This is a genomic window from Legionella sp. 39-23 (assembly GCF_001897665.1).
GTDB classification, from domain to species: Bacteria; Pseudomonadota; Gammaproteobacteria; order Legionellales; family Legionellaceae; genus Legionella; species Legionella steelei.
This window is the reverse complement of sequence record NZ_MKTO01000042.1, coordinates 21976-38078: the sequence shown is the minus strand read 5'-3', so window position 1 is coordinate 38078 and position 16103 is coordinate 21976. Positions and strand designations below refer to the sequence as shown.

Sequence of the window (16103 nt, the reverse complement as noted above, 5' to 3'; positions counted from 1 at the left end):
AAAATACACCTAGTCGTACATTAACTCGTCCAAAGGGGTATAGTCACGACTTGGTCCACCTTGTATCAACTCATTTAACACATCAGTCATACATAATAACCGCAAAACATTAGGTGTTACCTCATCAAAAATAACTCTTAGTCCTAACAAAGCACCTTCAGCCTCATCAAACGTAGCCCCTAATCCATACCCAAGACATAGGGAGCACAATTGATCCGCTCGTTTTGCAATCGCAGGCAACAAACCTGTATCGGCAAAAACCTCCTCATAACTTACAAATCTATCATTAAGATAAAATTTTGCATTTAAACTTGCCGCAATAACTGACAGACTTTTACTAATATCTCTTTCCATGTTATCGCCACCATGGTTTTGCAGACTTCAGTGATCCAGCTAAGGTACTTCTTATCCACCTTAAAAAAACTGGCACCGTAAAACCATAATGTTCAATAATCCCAAAAAACACTGCAGAGATTAAAACAAGAACTCCAGTCCATATTCTAATATGCATTAGAAATAAGAATATAGGGAATGCGGCTCGAGCATCTACTATAAAAAAGCGAGCGCTACGAGCAGAATCTCTCCAATGTGCTGTTTCAGCAAACCCTGCCATGCCTTTATACCTCAAATAAAAAATAACTCTTTATAAAAAAAGTATATACCTAAATACAGGCTTTGGCACCCTTGTCCGGAGAATATTAATAGTATTTTTACAACAATTCGTACTTTTAATGAATATTATTATGATCTTAACAAGTGAAATAAACCCTCTCTGACTAGGAGAGGGTTTTATAGTTTACGGATGATTGCTTTTTTTATACGGATAACGATTACTAAATAAATTATTTTTTATCCATCGGAGAATATCCTTTTGAAAATTGTGGTGCTAGGCTCGCGCCGAGAACATTTTTCATATCTAATTCCGCAGATGGTTTTGCAGAGGGCGTTAATTGATGTTTCGGCGCAGCAATTTCTTCTCCAACTTCCTCTATTTTCTGCGAAGAAACGCTTGCAAACTGAGGTTTGCCTTGTCCCGCAGCTAGTTTCCCTAACATTTTAGAAGTGCTGAATTGACTCATCTGAACTCCTCCTGTTACACCTATACTTATAACTTAGCATAAACAACTTAAGGAATTATTAACAATAATTATTTTTTTTATAAAAAATACTATTGAGTAGTGAGTCTGTTTTACGTTATGTTAAAACTACCTATTAGAAAAATAGGTTCAATTGTCATTTATGGATGAATGCAATTGCTCAATTGACAGAAAAGTCAGGGCAATTGAGAAACAGTAGAGTCTACAAATAAGGCTCTGGAAAAGGAGGAAACATGGCTAAAGGTGAAGTTAAATGGTTTAATAATGCCAAAGGTTGGGGTTTTATTATTCCAGAAAATGGTGGCGATGATATTTTTGTTCATTTCTCGTCGATTCATGGCACAGGCTACAAAACATTAGTACCAGGACAAGCAGTTAATTACGATGTAGAAACTGGTGATAAAGGTCTACACGCAGCTAATGTAATAGTGCTCAATGAGAATGCTGATGCTGAAATGGCTTGATTAAGTTAACGCAGTATCATGGTGGTGCTGCGTCCACAAGCCCCAAGAAGATCAAATTTCAAACAAGTACTGAATTACAAACCGTCTTCATGTATGATGGCCCTATTCTATTTGTGGTCAGTGAATTACTGATGAAGCGTGGCTTGTTACTTATAAATCTTGGTACCCCTAACAGTGCAGAAATTTCATCTGTCAGGAGTTATTTACGCGAATTTCTTACCGACAAACGGGTTGTCGATCTCCCCGCAGTGCTCCGTTATATATTGGTTTATGCATTCATTTTACCGTTTCGTACAAAACGTTCTGCGCGTGCGTATCAATCCATATGGACTGAACAAGGTTCGCCATTATTAGTTCATAGTAAGAGTCTAGTAAACCAAATACAAAAAGAAGTGGGGTCAGAATCAATAATTGCTCTTGGTATGCGCTATGGAAACCCTTCGATCGAAACAGCCTTAAATCAGTTACGCGATTGCGAATCCATTACTATTTTACCTTTATATCCACAATACTCATCAGCAGCTAATGGCTCATCTATTGCAGAAGCCATGCGCATCATTAGCTCCTGGGATTTGATTCCATCAATTCGTATTATTAGTGATTTTTTTCAACATCCAGCGTACCTGAAAGCACAAGCCCAAATCATTAAATCCTATCTTCATGAACAAGCCCATGTCCTTTTTAGCTATCATGGGATTCCTGAACGCCAAATCACCAAAGTGAGTTGTAAATCAATATGCACTGAATCTTGTCCTACTTTAACAGACAGCATTCATTGGTGTTACAGAGCCCAATGCCATGAGACGAGCCGTTTATTGGCAAATGAACTGGGTTTAGCGACCAACAGTTACAGTACCGCTTTTCAATCAAGGCTAGGTAAAACACCTTGGGTAAAACCTTATACAGATCAAATTCTTGCTGAATTGATTGCGAAAGGAATTAAAAAATTAGTTATTATTTGTCCCTCATTTGTTGCCGACTGTTTAGAAACACTTGAAGAAATAGGAATTCGTCTCCAACAACAATGGACCACCTTAGGAGGGAACGAATTAATTACCGTTCCGAGCCTGAATAATGATCCCTCCTGGATTCAAGCCATAATCACCATGACAGATAGTCAATCTGATTCCCAATTGAGGTGCATCTCGTGAGTCTGCGATTAATCATCCGAAGAGTAAGGAACACCCTGTGTTCCCGGTATAAGACTATTGGATTGTCAAGCACCATACTCACTGCCCTGAGCGTTTACTATATATTCTATTATCATGCGAGTATTTCTCCTCCACCTCCTATTAAAATAGTTGAAGTAGTTACTGTAACTCCATCGACTATTGAAAAAACGATAAAACTTATCGGTACCATACGCCCTAAACATGCAACCATACTTGTTGCCAAAGGTTCTGGGATGCTTGATACCCTTATGAGCTCAGGACAAACAGTCAAAAAAGGTGACTTAATTGCTAAAATAACTAATCCGGATATTGAGCGAAGCTATCAACTTTCAAAAGAAACAGAACAACTAGAAAACACTCAATACCAACGCCTAAAAAGCTTGCAAAAAACAGGCTTTGTCAGTGCTCGAGAAGTCGAAGAGAAAAAAAGAATCTGGATAGATTCACAAAAGGAAAGGGCTAGAACTAAAATAGAGCTCAAAAACATGCGTTTTTATGCTCCATTTGATGGCGTGATTGGTGCATTTAAAATTAAAGAAGGAGCACAAGTAACAGAAGGTGTGCCTATTGTTACCATTTACGATCCTAATTCATTAAGCGTAGAAATTGATATTCCTTGCACCAATAATCACGCTATTGCAGAAAACCAACCTATTTATATATTTAATCAGCGCTATCATTTGAACCACGTACAAAAAATGATAGATGATGAAACACATATGTGTCCTGCTGATGTGGATATACAATGCACTCGTTGCTTAATCGGCGCAAGCGTATCCAGCCAGCTTGTCGTGAATAAAAAAACAGAGACTCTGATCATTCCCACACAAGCTTTATTTCTCAAACAAGGTAAAACACACGTTTATAAGGTAGTTGATAAAAAAATAGAGCTTATTGCCGTAAAAACAGGAATACAAGAAAAAGATAAGGTAGAAATTATTTCAGGATTAAAATCTGGGGATCAAATAGTGAGTAAAAACCCCGAACGATTATATCCAGGACTGGACGTCTCAATTTATAAAGGTTAGCCAGCCGGTTATGACGTTTACGAGCTATTTTTTAAAACATCCAGTTATTTCAATTATTCTTAATTGCATGATTCTGCTTTTGGGAATGTTGTGTTTCCATTCATTATCCTTAAGAGAATATCCCAACATCAGTTTTCCAATCATTACAGTAAACACCAACTACCCCAATGCCAGCCCTGAATTAGTCGAATCTGTAGTCACTAATGTGTTAGAAGATCAGCTTGCTGGCGTAGAAGGAGTGGAGATGATGACATCGCGTTCTAATGCGGGAAGCTCGCGCATTACCTTGCGATTTCGCCCCGGAACCCCTATGGAGAAAGCTCTGAATGCCACGCATGAAGCAGCACGATTAGCCCAGCTTCCATCAGCAGTAAAAACACCCATAATTGAACGCCAAAGACAAGCAGATGGCTTACCGTTTATAGGCATCGCGCTGGAATCTTCTTCGTTAAATTTCGGCGAACTCACACACTATGCTAATTTGAATCTGAAAAATGTGTTTCGAAGCCTAAAAGGAGTTGCCTCAGTCGAAGTATGGGGACAACCGTTCACGTATGCAGTTCGCTTAGATCAAAAAAAATTATATACATTTGGCATCAATGTCGATGAGATTGCTAATGCAATTGACAACAACCACTTATCTCTGCCAGCAGGTAATTATCAGAATAAGATCCCAACGACACTTGATTTCGAATTAAAAACTCCAGAAGATTATGAAAACTTGGTGATTAAAACGCAAAACCACCATCCTGTTTTTCTTAAGTCATTAGCCCAAATTCAATTAACTACGGATAACAACCAATTTCGTGTCAAAGTCAATGGGCATCCAGGTTTAGTACTTGCTATTAATCGTGCTAATGATGCAAATCCAATTGAAGTATCACAAAGTGTACGCAAAGAACTGAGGGCCTTGAAGAAAGGTTTGCCTGATGACATCAAAACTCGAATTATTATTGATCAATCCGAATTCATTAAAGCATCTCTTAAAAACATCCAATCGTCCATTCTTGAGTCCATTTTCTTAGTCTTAGCCATCATTTTTATCTTTTTACGCAATGTTCGCGCTACAATAATTCCCTTAATTGCAATCCCAATTTCACTTCTTGGCTCTTTATTATTTTTGAAAGTTGCCGGCTTTACGATAAACCAAATGACCCTTCTGGCAATGGTATTGGCCGTTGGTTTGGTTGTAGATGATGCGATTATTGTTCTTGAGAATATCTGGCGTCATATCGAAGATGATTTATCACCTATGGAGGCAGCCCTTAAAGGCTCCAAACAAATAGGGTTTGCTATTATTGCGATGACACTCACCTTAACCAGTGTTTATGCACCTATTGCTTTGATTGATGGCATGATTGGTCAGCTATTTATCGAATTTGCTGTGGCTTTGGCCGGGAGTGTATTCATCTCAGGAGTAGTTGCTCTAACCCTATCCCCTTTAATGTGTGCCACTTTCCTACATAAAAATACCAAACATTTATGGCCTGCTATCGATAATTTCCTGAATGCACTGGCCCAATACTATTATAAATTACTAAGCGTAATAATTTATCGAAAAAAAACCACACTCTTCCTACTCTTCTTGTCATTAAGTCTAAGCGTACTCTTTTATAAAATAATGCCCGGTGAAACAGCACCCAAGGAAGATCGCAGCTTAATAGGAATCTATACCCCTCCTCTATCTGGGGATAACTTAGATACGTTGGAGGCCAATACGAAACGCATCCAGCAGTCTATAGGTAAAATCCCTGAGGCGAACAATACATTAACTTTTCTTGGAAATTGGGGTAGCAGCATTGTCATGCCTTTAAAACCCCATAAGCAAAGAAATCGTTCTGCAGAGCAAATTGTTACTTCATTAAAACCGAAAACAGAGCAATTACCCTCAGTAGATGCTTCTGTCTGGAGCTGGGATTCCGGCTTACCTGGAGTAGATGATGCGCGCAACAATTCAGAATTGGAACTCGTTATTTCCACTACTGAAAATTTCCGACAGTTATTTGAAGCAACAGAGCATTTAAAAAAATTGTTAGATCAAAGTAAAGAATTTGCCTCTACTCGCTATGATTTACGTCTTGATTCCATGGGATACTCTATCAATATAGATAAAAATACTTTAGCTCAATTGGACTTGACGCCAGCACAATTGGCGAAAACCATAGAGGTGTTTTTCAGTGGCGATAAGTCCATGTCTTTTCAAAAAGATGGTGTGTCCTATAACCTAACATTGGAAGGTTCATCTAAACCTTGGACTTTAGATGAACTGTATCTTACGACTCCCACTGGAAAACGCGTTTCGTTAGGTTCCGTAGCACAAATGAAGCGACACGCACAACCCACAGCACTGGAACACGTCAATCAAATGCGTTCGACCACTTTATATGCCCAATTACCCAAACAACTATCCTTTAAAAATGGAATGAATAAACTCATGAAATTGGCGAAAGACAATCTCCCCCACCAGTATAAATTAAGTTGGACAGGTGCTGCTAAAGCCTATAATGAGTCATCACATACCATGGTTTTGTTATTCGCATTAGCAATTCTCTTTATTTATGCCATTCTTGCAGCACAATTCGAAAACTTTGTTTATCCGTTTATTATTCTGTTCACCGTACCTTTAGCGTGTTTTGGGGCATTACTGTTCGCGTACTTATTTGGCCAATCTCTAAATATCTTTACTCAAGTTGGACTGGTCACTTTAGTCGGACTGATCAGTAAGCATGGGATTTTGATTGTAGAATTTGCCAACCAGTTGCAGAAAGAAGGGTTCACTTTAGCAGACGCAATAAAAAAATCGTGCTCATTAAGGCTACGCCCTATCCTTATGACTACAGGCGCTATGGTTTTTGGCGCTATCCCCTTAGTCCTCTCACATGATGCGGGAGCCGAAGCCAGACAGGCGATAGGCACAGTGCTTATTGGCGGCTTGTGCATCGGTACATTATTTACTTTATTTGTGCTCCCTGCCGTTTATTTTATGATCTCGAACATAATAAAAAAAACTAACACGTAGTAATTTCCTAGAAAAAAAACTCATCTATCTCAAGTCCTAACATTGACAAGAGCATAGTTCACTACGTAAAGTCTAAGAAAAAAGCAATGGAATAACATGAGCTTAACCAAAATCCAAAAGCGAAGCATAGTGGTCTTTATCTTGGTACTGTGCATCTGCGCGCGCGCTTTTAGCAGCCCATTAAAAGTGGGTATCACGCTCTCAGGACTTCCTATTGTCGAACGCGTTAATACGGCTAAGGGTCCGTATTACTTTGGTTTTTGCATTGATATCATGAATGATATATGCAAACGCATTGGAGAAAAATGCGTCTACGAAGATATAACCTTAAATAATCAATTAAAGTTATTGGACAATGGCGACATTGATTTACTCGTTCAAGCCAAACCCTATACATCGGCTAATTTGCAACACTATGCCATTAGTCTTCCTTATGCCGTCAGTAAGATTCAGTTTGTTACTTTAAAAAGCGGCTCTATCAATAAGATTGCTGACATAAAAAACAAAAAAATTGGTGTCATTAAAAGTACTTTTTATAACTTGCTGCTGCAATCACCTTACAGTACTCATAATCAAATTATTGCTTATCAGGCTACGGCCGATCTCTTATCTGCTTTGGCACAAAATAAAATTGATGTGATTGTGCTTAATAATGCCATTGCACATGAGTTATCCAATAATAATTTTTATAATATTAAACTGGTAGGCCCTGACCAGGCATTAGGGGAAGGTTATGGTATCGTCGCTCTCGCAGATAAAGCAAAATTAATTGAGGCAATAAATAAAGCCATTCTCAACATTCAAAAAGATGGAACTTATGCCTCGATTTATCAAAAATATTACAAGCCTTAAGCACTTTGTTAGTATTTTAGAAGTAACAAAATTTTTAGTTTTATAATTTAACGCTCAGGATAAAACATCTGCGCCATACGTTCACAATAGCTAAAAAAATGGGGCTGTGATTTCGCATAATCTTGTAATGGAGAATGGATAGGCGGCTGGATAATACCCATGAGAAATGCATAAACACTGGCATCGATGCTGGCAGGCTGATCACCCATACAAAAATCATTTTGTTCCAATAGAGTACTCAGAGCATGCAAATCATCGATACCTAATTGATACACCTCTGCAGTACTATGTCGACCTATTCCCTGTCGATAAAGATCCTGCCTTGTTTTTCTTTGAATTAATTGAGGAATAAAGTAATAAAGAGGCTTTTTAAGCTGACCAAAAAAAGCCTCTTTAGTAATTGGCCAATATCGATTATCAATCCAGCGTGAATAAACAATGATCCAATACAGGTGCTCTTCGAGCATACGCCTTACTGCCAGCGCTTCTGCTTTTTGCATCGCAGTTAAATGCCCATCCAAAGGCACATCATATTTTTTTTGTAAATAATCGATAATAAAGCCACTGTCTGCTATTTTTTTTCCATCATCACTAATGATGGGTAGTTTTCCTTTTAACGCTTTTCGCGGATCAACAACGGTTACAATTTCAAAAGGAAGTTTCGCCATTCGCAAATAGGTTTCCAGCTTCATACAAAATGGACTGGGATTAGGTAGTGACCACGCAGTGGGAAATTGATAAAGCTTTATCATGTGTTATTCCTATCGTCGATTATGATACTCATTCGAGAAGCAAGCAAAATGCAGCATCCCAGCATTTAAGTCCCATCACAACTAATAACAAAAAGAGTACAGGCCGTTGCATGCGTGTAGCTATCTTTTAATACCTCATAAGGGATGAGTACTTCCTGAACTCCATTATAACGCGGGGCCACCTGCCCCTCATCAAAGGTAATTAATAAACCGCTTAACGTTAGATTCCAATTTTTATAATTTCCCATGCTAGGTCCAGCTCCGGTTTTAATCATTTCTGGAGGAAGTTTTTTAGTACTTAATTCTTTAGAGCAATAAGAAGAAATCTTATCTAAATAACCACTATTTGGCTCAAACAAATCGCTTAACGACAGTAACTTATTATGCCCTAAGTCATAGTTAAACACTTGCGTTTGATGACGAGGATGAGCCATGCCATGCACAAAAGAATCAACCTCTAGGCGGGTACTGATGTATTCAGTTTGTTGTGATTGAGATACGAAACCTGCTAAAACGTAATTTATTTTTAGGTTATTTTGCATCACATCGGTCGATTTACTTGGTGTTGTGTGCATGATTTCATTTCTAAATTGATTTGTTTCTTTATCGACAAAGGATTGTAACAAGTGATTAAAATCATGAGCGACCGGAGGTAAGGGGCTCCCGACAATTTGCGGATAACGTAGTTGCAAAATATAGTTCTCTTTTTCAGTTTGAATCGTTTTAGGAACTAATTGGTTTTTTTGATTCAATACCAATAATGGTCGTGAATCGTCTTGCGTATTTATCCAAAGCGATGAGGGTGGGAGTGGGTCAGCATAGACAATAGAAATAAAAAAACAACTGAAGACAATCAAGCCAACTCTATTTTTGCGTAAGCGAAGCATGGAAGGATCCCTTTCTTAAGAATACTAGATAGTTATATAGCTCAAAAAATGGAAAAAAAGTAGGGTTTGGAGGCTCTGCTCTCCGTGCGCTTGTAACGTCGCAGATCCAGAACTTTAGAGCACATCATGAATAACCCTATACTCTGTGCATTTAATTTAATGTACTATGAAACCGTGCAACTTTTATAGGAGATTATGTTGAAAAGGATCTGTTTTTTAATGATATTTTTTGTTTCTCAAGCAATAGGTTCTGTATTTAGTACAGAAGACATTCAAAAGTTGAAGCAACATTTTTTTGCCAATATTCATTCTCATGGAGCTATAGTCGCAGCCCCCTCAAAACAAAATCCAGATTACTATTATGATTGGATTCGTGATTCTGCGATTGCCATGAGCTTGATTGAAACATGGTATGAGTCCTCACATGCATTTGGCTATAAAGAGCGCTTATTTAATTATGTTTCCTGGACTCAAAAACTTCAGCATCAAGATGATCCATTACCTGGGCAAGATATATTGGGTGAGCCTAAATTTTATGTTGATGGTTACCCTTTTGATGGGTCCTGGGGAAGACCACAAAATGATGGTCCTGCCTTAAGAGCATCTGTTTTAATCCGTTTTGCCCAACAGCTCTTAGATGATAATGAAACAGAATATGTAAAAACCAATCTGTATAATAATAATTTGGATCCCTATGCAATGGGCGTAATTAAAATGGATTTGGAATACACTGCTCATCACTGGTCTGAGAAAAACTTTGACCTTTGGGAAGAAGTACTAGGACATCATTTTTTTACAGCTATGGTACAGCAAAAAGCGCTCTATGATGGTGCGATGCTTGCTCGCCGCCTCAATGATAATAAAGCTGCAGTTTACTATGAACAGCAAGCGGAAATGATAAATGATCGCCTAAAGCAACATTTAGATCTGACTCATAAAACAATCCAAGCAACGCTTTTACCACATCCAGGCCCTCAAAAAACTTTAGAACTTGATTCAGCAGTGATTTTGGGTATTTTATTGAACCCACAAGAGAATAGCGTTTTATCGCCCAATAGCCCTTATACTCAAAATACGGTTCGGGCTTTATATGAACAGTTTAACTCCATGTTTCCAATTAATAAGAATCATGCGGGAGAAATTTTATTTGGACGTTATCCTGGTGACACCTACGATGGATATCAAACCAATAGTATAGGAAATCCATGGTTTATTTTAACCGCGACTATGGCTGAATATTATTATACGCTTGCCGATAGTTTGCCCTTAGATAAAATTCATCAATCAGAGATAACAAAACACATCCAAGTTGGTGATAATTATCTGAAACTTATAAAAAAATATGCTCCCAGCATGAAATTAAGTGAGCAAATTAACTTAAATACGGGGATCCAACAAGGAGCTCCATCGCTGACCTGGAGCTATGTGGCTGTTTTACGTGCTATTGAGTTAAGAGAGAAACTAACAAACAAGTTGAAATAACTTCTCAACAACCAACTTCGCTAGACAGTACAAACGCTGGGCGTGAAAGCCCAGCCTAGCATGCTCTTGTCTAAACAATTACCGTCATCCTGAGTGGTTTACGACGAAGGATCACCTGATTGACACACCTTAGCATTTTGGAAATCCTTCACTGCATTCGGGATGACGTATCCCCGATAATGCATGCAATCCCCCCTTAGGCAGACGTCAAATAAGATGGTTCTTTTTTACCGACATCTTCGGTAGTGAGTATCTCTTTACGCCCCAACAGACGTAATGGCTTACCTGCCACGATATAATTTTCAATTTGCTCTAAACTAAGGTTCTTTGTTTCAGGCATATAAAAATAGGTATAGACTAGGCCAAAAAGACAAATCACTCCATACAAAGCAAAGGTATACTCAATCCCCATCATTTTTTCCAAAATAGGGAAACTAAAAATGACGACTGTATTAAACGTCCAGTTGCTCATAGCAGAAAACCCCATACCGGCACCACGTACGTGCAAGGGAAAGATTTCAGCCATTGCAATATGCGGTATTGGTCCCAAACTCACTGCAAAAGAAAAAATATAAAAAATAAGGCATGCGACAGACAAATATGGAAGCCAAACGGCTTGATTTAGGGAAAATATGCATAAAGCCAACAGGCTGACGAACATACCAGAAAAGCCAAACAGCAGCAGTTTACGACGCCCTACTTTATCCACACTGAGCATCGCAATAATAGTCACCAATAAATTAACCAAACCAATGCCAATGGTTGCTAATATTTGCCCCGTAGTACTATTCATACCTAAATTTTTAAAAATTTCGGGTGCAAAATAGATAACTACGTTGATCCCACTCAATTGCTGCAGACAAAACAACATAGTCCCTAACATCAAAACAGGCAATAAAGGGCTCTTAAATAACAACAACCAACTGCCTTTTTTCGGTTCATTAGCTAATGTCATTTCAATGTCATGCAACTCATGCTTGATGGAATGGCCGTTCCGTAATTTTTTTAAAGCCTTAGATGCTGCATCACGACGTCCTACACTGCACAACCATCTTGGAGACTCTGGCATGAGTAAAATTCCAATGCTTAAAACCAAGGCTGGGAAAGCACTTGAAGCAAACATGGCGCGCCAATCATGATTTTCAAGCAGCAAGTAATTTACTGAATAGGAGCAAACAATCCCTAAAGTCATCGCTAATTGATAAATAGCAACTACCGCGCCTCTTGTCTCATATGTCGCCGTTTCAGCCAGGTACAAAGGTGTCATTACAGAGGCCACTCCGATTGCTATGCCAAGTACCAGTCGAGAGATAATGAGTACTGTAATAGAATCAGCGAATCCAGCACCTAATGCGCCTAAAAAAAACATCGTCCCCGAAAAAGACAGTAATGTTCGACGACCAAAACGTTTTGCACCTTTTGATGCAGTAATCGCACCAATCAGCATAGAACCAAATAGAGCACCAAAGGGTAAGGCCGAGGCCATGATACCAATATGCATTGCATTCAATTCAAAATGATTTTTGACTAACTCTAAAGAACCAGCAATGATTCCTTCATCGTAACCAAACAAAAAACCGGCAACCGAACCAATAATTGCAACAACCCATGTCATATTAACTCCTTGAATTGTAAACAGACTCTAAAACAAAACGTTTTTCGTCAAAATGGCTAGTCCCATCCTCTAACGCTTTGGCGTGCAGCAAAAGCTAACTCGGTAATTAATGACCACTTGCCCTTTTTAATAGCTTCTTCAGGCACTATCCAAGACCCACCAACACAAGACACATTGGGTAAAGCCAGGTAGTCAACAAAATTTACTTCATTAATACCACCAGTTGGACAAAACTTTACTTGTGGAAACGGACCTTGAATCGCACGCAGCATATTGACTCCACCAGCAGCTACTGCGGGGAAAAATTTAAAATGGGTATATCCCAAAATTAATCCTTCCATCACTTCAGAAACACTGGATACACCAGGAATCAAAGGAATAGTGGAATGACATCCAGCAGTTAATAATGCTTGTGTTTTCCCGGGGCTTAGTGCAAATTTTGCACCTAAATCAGTGACTTGTTTTAATTGTTCCGGTGTGGTTACAGTACCTGCACCAATTAAGGCCTCGGGGAAGGTTTCTGAGAGTACTTTAATCGCATCTAAAGCAATTGGAGTTCTCAGGGTAATCTCAAGTACATTAATACCCCCAGCAAATAACGCAGTGGCTAAAGGTACTGCAAGTTCTATTTCTTTAATTACAACAACCGGGATTACAGGTGATGTACAAAATACAATTTCCGGTTGCACCATCCAATTTGGAAATGACATGAAAACCTCTCCTTGTGGTCGGCTAAAGCTAAGATGAGGAAACAGTGTAACTCAGGATTAAAACAAATGTCATTCTGGTTACACTCATTCTCATCTACTTAAAATAAAAAAAGCACCTAGCCCCACTTGTGGTGATGGGCTAAGGGTTTCATCAATACCCCCATTTCATCCTGAAGAGCATCTTTCTATAATAGAAGAAGGGATATCCTTAATTTATGACAATCTCACTTTATCGATTGTTTTAAATAAACTGCAGCGCCTAAAATTCCTGGTTGTTCGGCAGTAATCACATAAGTCGGAATTTTTGCATTAAAATCACTAAAACGGCCTTTTTCTTCAAAACGTGCTCTAAAATCACTGCTCGGGAGCAACGAAATTAATCGTGGTACAATACCGCCAGCAATATAAATACCCCCAAAAGCAGCAATAATTAATGCTAAGTCGCCAGCATAAGAGCCAAGAACAGCAAAAAACTGTGCTACGGCTGCTTCCGCAATACTACATTGTTGTGCTAAAGCCAAAGTAATAATCTGTGATGCCGGAATAGAAGGTTTGTCTTTTTGATACATCACTGCCAATGCTTGATATAAATTTTCCAAACCATGGCCTGACAATAAGCGCTCATAAGATACATGTTCATATTTCTTTTTGAGGTGGCAATAAATAAACCATTCCTGCTCAGTTTTTGCTCCCCAGCTGATGTGCCCCCCTTCTCCGGCATGGGCTGTGTATCCTCCTCGATCTGCCAGGAGAAAAGCAACGCCTAATCCTGTTCCCGCACCTAATACAGCTCTTGTTCCATGCGGATTGACATGACCACTTCCTATTTGCAGTATTTGCTGGTTCGATAAAACTGGTAAACTCATTGCAATCGCATTAAAATCATTCAAAACATACAGTTCTTTTAGTTCCAATTGATGCTTTAATTCACTGATCGAAAAACGCCAATGTGCATTGGTCATACAGATCACATCATCAAGTACCGGACAAGCGATAGCAAGAGCAACTTGCTTAATTTCTTCCAATTTATGTTGTTCTTTATAAGCCAGTAAAACTGATCCAAGGCTGTTGTATGATGCACATGAATAAATTTCAATTTTATCCATGGCTAAATTTTCTAAATTGACGCGGCTAAAGCGTGCAAAAGTTCCGCCAATGTCAGCAACAATTGCATAAGACTTTAAATCATCAATACTCATAACAAGACTCTTTTCCCTGAAACAAACTGCAAGCTCCCTGCTCAGCCCCAGTAAATTGGGTCCTTAAACTGCTGAATAATTCTCGTCCCATACCCAGATGAAATACTGCTTCATGTAAAACAGCTTTCGTTCTTCGCTTCAATTCCTGCTCAGAAACTAATAATTGTAATGCCCCTTGTTCTGCATCAATTAAAATCATATCTCCAGTTTCGACCCGAGAGAGCACCTCATTATCTATTGCTTCTGGGGTCACATGAATTGCAGCGGGAACTTTACCTGAAGCACCAGACATGCGTCCATCGGTGACCAAAGCAACCTGATATCCTTTATCCATGAGTACCCCAAGCTTCGGTGTTAATTGATGTAACTCGGGCATCCCACACGCTTTAGGTCCTTGAAAACGAAGTACGACGACGCAATCTCGATTCAAAACCCCTTTTTGAAACAGCTCCGCAAACTCTTCCTGGCTAGAACAAACTATTGCAGGAGCTTCAATCTTACTTTTTCCAGCAGCAAGCCCAGAAGTTTTAATTACCGCTCTTCCTAGGTTTCCACTAAGTACTTGCAAGCCACCTTGGGGTTTAAAAGGAGTTTTAGTTGAGGTTAATACACGTTCGTCACTTGAATCAGAAGGTCCAGAAACCCATAGAAGCTGTTCATTGTCCAATACGGGGTATTGCGTATATCGTTGCAAACCATGTCCCATCACCGTATCAACATCTTCATGTAATAACTGAGCCTCCAACAAAGTATGAATAAAATACGCCATGCCACCAGCTCGTTGGAAATGATTAATATCCGCATATCCATTAGGGTAAATTTTAGCAATTAAGGGAGTCACTGCCGATAATTGAGCAAAATCATCCCAATTAATCGCATAACCTGCCATGCTCGCTATGGCAATCAGATGCATCGTATGATTGGTTGAACCACCAGATGCCAACAAAGCCACAATACCATTAACAAGATTTTTTGCATCAAGCATCTGACCTATGGGCATATAGCCTTCACCCAAATCGGTTAAAGAAAGAATCTGTTGCGCCGCATTCCAAGTTAACGCATCGCGTAATGGTGTATTCGGGTTAATAAATGAGGAACCAGGAAGTTGTAGCCCCATCGTTTCAATAAGTAATTGATTGGAATTTGCAGTACCATAAAAAGTGCATGTACCTGCAGAATGATAAGAGGCAGCTTCTGCTTCAAGTAATGCATTTTTATCTACCTTTCCCTCAGCATACAATTGGCGAATACGTGCTTTTTCCTCATTTGATATTCCCGAAGGCATGGGGCCTGCTGGAATAAAAATAAACGGTAAATGGCCGAAGCTCAATGCCGCGATCAATAAACCAGGAACAATTTTATCACAAATACCCAACATGAGGCCGCCATCAAACATATTATGCGACAAGCCTACAGCCGCCGACATGGCAATCACATCTCGGCTTAATAAACTCAACTCCATTCCTGCTTGGCCTTGGGTTATCCCGTCACACATTGCCGGCACACCTGCTGCATATTGTGCAACACCTCCTGCCGCAGAAATAGCCTCTTTAATTAAAGACGGATAATTCAGATACGGTTGATGCGCGGAAAGCATATCATTATAAGCAGAAACAATTGCTATATTGGCCTTGCTCATACCACTTAGATTGGCTTTATCTTGCTGCGCACAGGCAGCAAAGCCATGTGCTAAATTACCGCAATGGAGGGCGCCACGCTGAGGACCTTTAATACGTGATTTTTCTATATGTCTCAGATAAACATCTCGACTATGCTCGCTGCGTTTACGTATACGATCAGTAACTTGGGCTACAACCGGGTGCATT

Annotated in this window: 15 protein-coding genes; 6 read left to right on the top strand and 9 right to left on the bottom strand. The window is 39.2% G+C overall.

The annotated features are described in order from the left end of the window. Positions 1-9: 9 nt before the first annotated feature. From BGO44_RS16000 to BGO44_RS15990, 3 genes are all read right to left on the bottom strand, one after another. Entirely contained in the window at positions 10-354 is a 345-nt protein-coding gene (locus BGO44_RS16000; protein ID WP_058509928.1) for a type IV secretion IcmS family protein, read from the bottom strand. A 1-nt stretch (position 355) separates the two neighbouring features. Continuing rightward, complete coding sequence (gene icmT, locus BGO44_RS15995; protein ID WP_058509927.1) at positions 356-613, bottom strand: IcmT/TraK family protein; 258 nt, start codon at positions 611-613, stop codon at positions 356-358. Between the two features lie 229 nt (positions 614-842). Next, positions 843-1079 carry a hypothetical protein gene (locus BGO44_RS15990; protein WP_058509926.1) on the bottom strand — a complete coding sequence of 79 codons (237 nt, stop codon included), beginning with the start codon at positions 1077-1079 and terminating at the stop codon, positions 843-845. A gap of 251 nt (positions 1080-1330) precedes the next feature. On the opposite strand from BGO44_RS15990, the gene BGO44_RS15985 reads away from it, so the two are divergent. The 5 genes from BGO44_RS15985 to BGO44_RS15965 all read left to right on the top strand — a co-directional run bounded on the left by BGO44_RS15985 (position 1331) and on the right by BGO44_RS15965 (position 7632). Then, on the top strand, positions 1331-1561 hold the full coding sequence (locus BGO44_RS15985) for a cold-shock protein (protein ID WP_058509925.1): 231 nt from the start codon (positions 1331-1333) through the stop codon (positions 1559-1561). A 131-nt stretch (positions 1562-1692) separates the two neighbouring features. Next, on the top strand, positions 1693-2712 hold the full coding sequence (gene hemH / locus BGO44_RS15980) for a ferrochelatase (protein WP_058511649.1): 1020 nt from the start codon (positions 1693-1695) through the stop codon (positions 2710-2712). Beyond that, positions 2709-3761: an efflux RND transporter periplasmic adaptor subunit gene (locus BGO44_RS15975; protein WP_058509924.1), complete on the top strand. Its 1053-nt coding sequence runs from the start codon at positions 2709-2711 to the stop codon at positions 3759-3761. Before hemH ends, BGO44_RS15975 begins: the two co-directional genes overlap by 4 nt. Before the next feature lie 10 nt (positions 3762-3771). Then, positions 3772-6780, top strand: coding sequence for an efflux RND transporter permease subunit (locus BGO44_RS15970; protein ID WP_273198534.1), 3009 nt, complete (start codon positions 3772-3774; stop codon positions 6778-6780). Positions 6781-6876: 96 nt separating this feature from the next. Next, entirely contained in the window at positions 6877-7632 is a 756-nt protein-coding gene (locus tag BGO44_RS15965) for a transporter substrate-binding domain-containing protein (RefSeq protein WP_058509922.1), read from the top strand. Between the two features lie 47 nt (positions 7633-7679). Here the strand turns inward: BGO44_RS15965 and BGO44_RS15960 are convergent, their stop codons facing one another. Both BGO44_RS15960 and BGO44_RS15955 read right to left on the bottom strand, forming a co-directional pair. Next, the gene (locus tag BGO44_RS15960; protein ID WP_273198536.1) at positions 7680-8384 is read right to left on the bottom strand and encodes a glutathione S-transferase family protein; all 705 of its coding nucleotides are present in this window, start codon (positions 8382-8384) and stop codon (positions 7680-7682) included. A gap of 65 nt (positions 8385-8449) precedes the next feature. Further along, positions 8450-9271, bottom strand: a complete 822-nt coding sequence (locus tag BGO44_RS15955) for an RsiV family protein (RefSeq protein WP_273198537.1) — start codon at positions 9269-9271, stop codon at positions 8450-8452. 219 nt (positions 9272-9490) lie between these two features. On the opposite strand from BGO44_RS15955, the gene BGO44_RS15950 reads away from it, so the two are divergent. Next, complete coding sequence (locus BGO44_RS15950; protein ID WP_273198538.1) at positions 9491-10753, top strand: glycoside hydrolase family 15 protein; 1263 nt, start codon at positions 9491-9493, stop codon at positions 10751-10753. Positions 10754-10949: 196 nt separating this feature from the next. Here BGO44_RS15950 and BGO44_RS15945 read toward each other — a convergent pair whose 3' ends face one another. The 4 genes from BGO44_RS15945 to edd form a co-directional block, all read right to left on the bottom strand. Continuing rightward, positions 10950-12368: a sugar porter family MFS transporter gene (locus BGO44_RS15945; RefSeq protein WP_273198540.1), complete on the bottom strand. Its 1419-nt coding sequence runs from the start codon at positions 12366-12368 to the stop codon at positions 10950-10952. Between the two features lie 56 nt (positions 12369-12424). Beyond that, positions 12425-13078 (bottom strand): bifunctional 4-hydroxy-2-oxoglutarate aldolase/2-dehydro-3-deoxy-phosphogluconate aldolase, encoded by a 654-nt coding sequence (locus BGO44_RS15940; protein ID WP_058509917.1) that lies wholly within the window; start codon positions 13076-13078, stop codon positions 12425-12427. 224 nt (positions 13079-13302) lie between these two features. Beyond that, entirely contained in the window at positions 13303-14277 is a 975-nt protein-coding gene (gene glk, locus BGO44_RS15935; RefSeq protein ID WP_273198541.1) for a glucokinase, read from the bottom strand. Next, complete coding sequence (edd, locus tag BGO44_RS15930; RefSeq protein ID WP_273198542.1) at positions 14267-16102, bottom strand: phosphogluconate dehydratase; 1836 nt, start codon at positions 16100-16102, stop codon at positions 14267-14269. The genes glk and edd overlap by 11 nt, the downstream gene beginning before the upstream one ends. Position 16103 lies beyond the last annotated feature (1 nt).

Coding starts and splice junctions, on each gene's coding strand:
- BGO44_RS16000 (WP_058509928.1), bottom strand. CDS start 354: ATGGAAAGAGATATTAGTAAAAGTCTGTCAGTTATTGCGGCAAGTTTA.
- icmT (WP_058509927.1), bottom strand. CDS start 613: ATGGCAGGGTTTGCTGAAACAGCACATTGGAGAGATTCTGCTCGTAGC.
- BGO44_RS15990 (WP_058509926.1), bottom strand. CDS start 1,079: ATGAGTCAATTCAGCACTTCTAAAATGTTAGGGAAACTAGCTGCGGGA.
- BGO44_RS15985 (WP_058509925.1), top strand. CDS start 1,331: ATGGCTAAAGGTGAAGTTAAATGGTTTAATAATGCCAAAGGTTGGGGT.
- hemH (WP_058511649.1), top strand. CDS start 1,693: ATGAAGCGTGGCTTGTTACTTATAAATCTTGGTACCCCTAACAGTGCA.
- BGO44_RS15970 (WP_273198534.1), top strand. CDS start 3,772: ATGACGTTTACGAGCTATTTTTTAAAACATCCAGTTATTTCAATTATT.
- BGO44_RS15965 (WP_058509922.1), top strand. CDS start 6,877: ATGAGCTTAACCAAAATCCAAAAGCGAAGCATAGTGGTCTTTATCTTG.
- BGO44_RS15960 (WP_273198536.1), bottom strand. CDS start 8,384: ATGATAAAGCTTTATCAATTTCCCACTGCGTGGTCACTACCTAATCCC.
- BGO44_RS15955 (WP_273198537.1), bottom strand. CDS start 9,271: ATGCTTCGCTTACGCAAAAATAGAGTTGGCTTGATTGTCTTCAGTTGT.
- BGO44_RS15950 (WP_273198538.1), top strand. CDS start 9,491: ATGATATTTTTTGTTTCTCAAGCAATAGGTTCTGTATTTAGTACAGAA.
- BGO44_RS15945 (WP_273198540.1), bottom strand. CDS start 12,368: ATGACATGGGTTGTTGCAATTATTGGTTCGGTTGCCGGTTTTTTGTTT.
- BGO44_RS15940 (WP_058509917.1), bottom strand. CDS start 13,078: ATGTCATTTCCAAATTGGATGGTGCAACCGGAAATTGTATTTTGTACA.
- glk (WP_273198541.1), bottom strand. CDS start 14,277: ATGAGTATTGATGATTTAAAGTCTTATGCAATTGTTGCTGACATTGGC.
- edd (WP_273198542.1), bottom strand. CDS start 16,102: ATGCACCCGGTTGTAGCCCAAGTTACTGATCGTATACGTAAACGCAGC.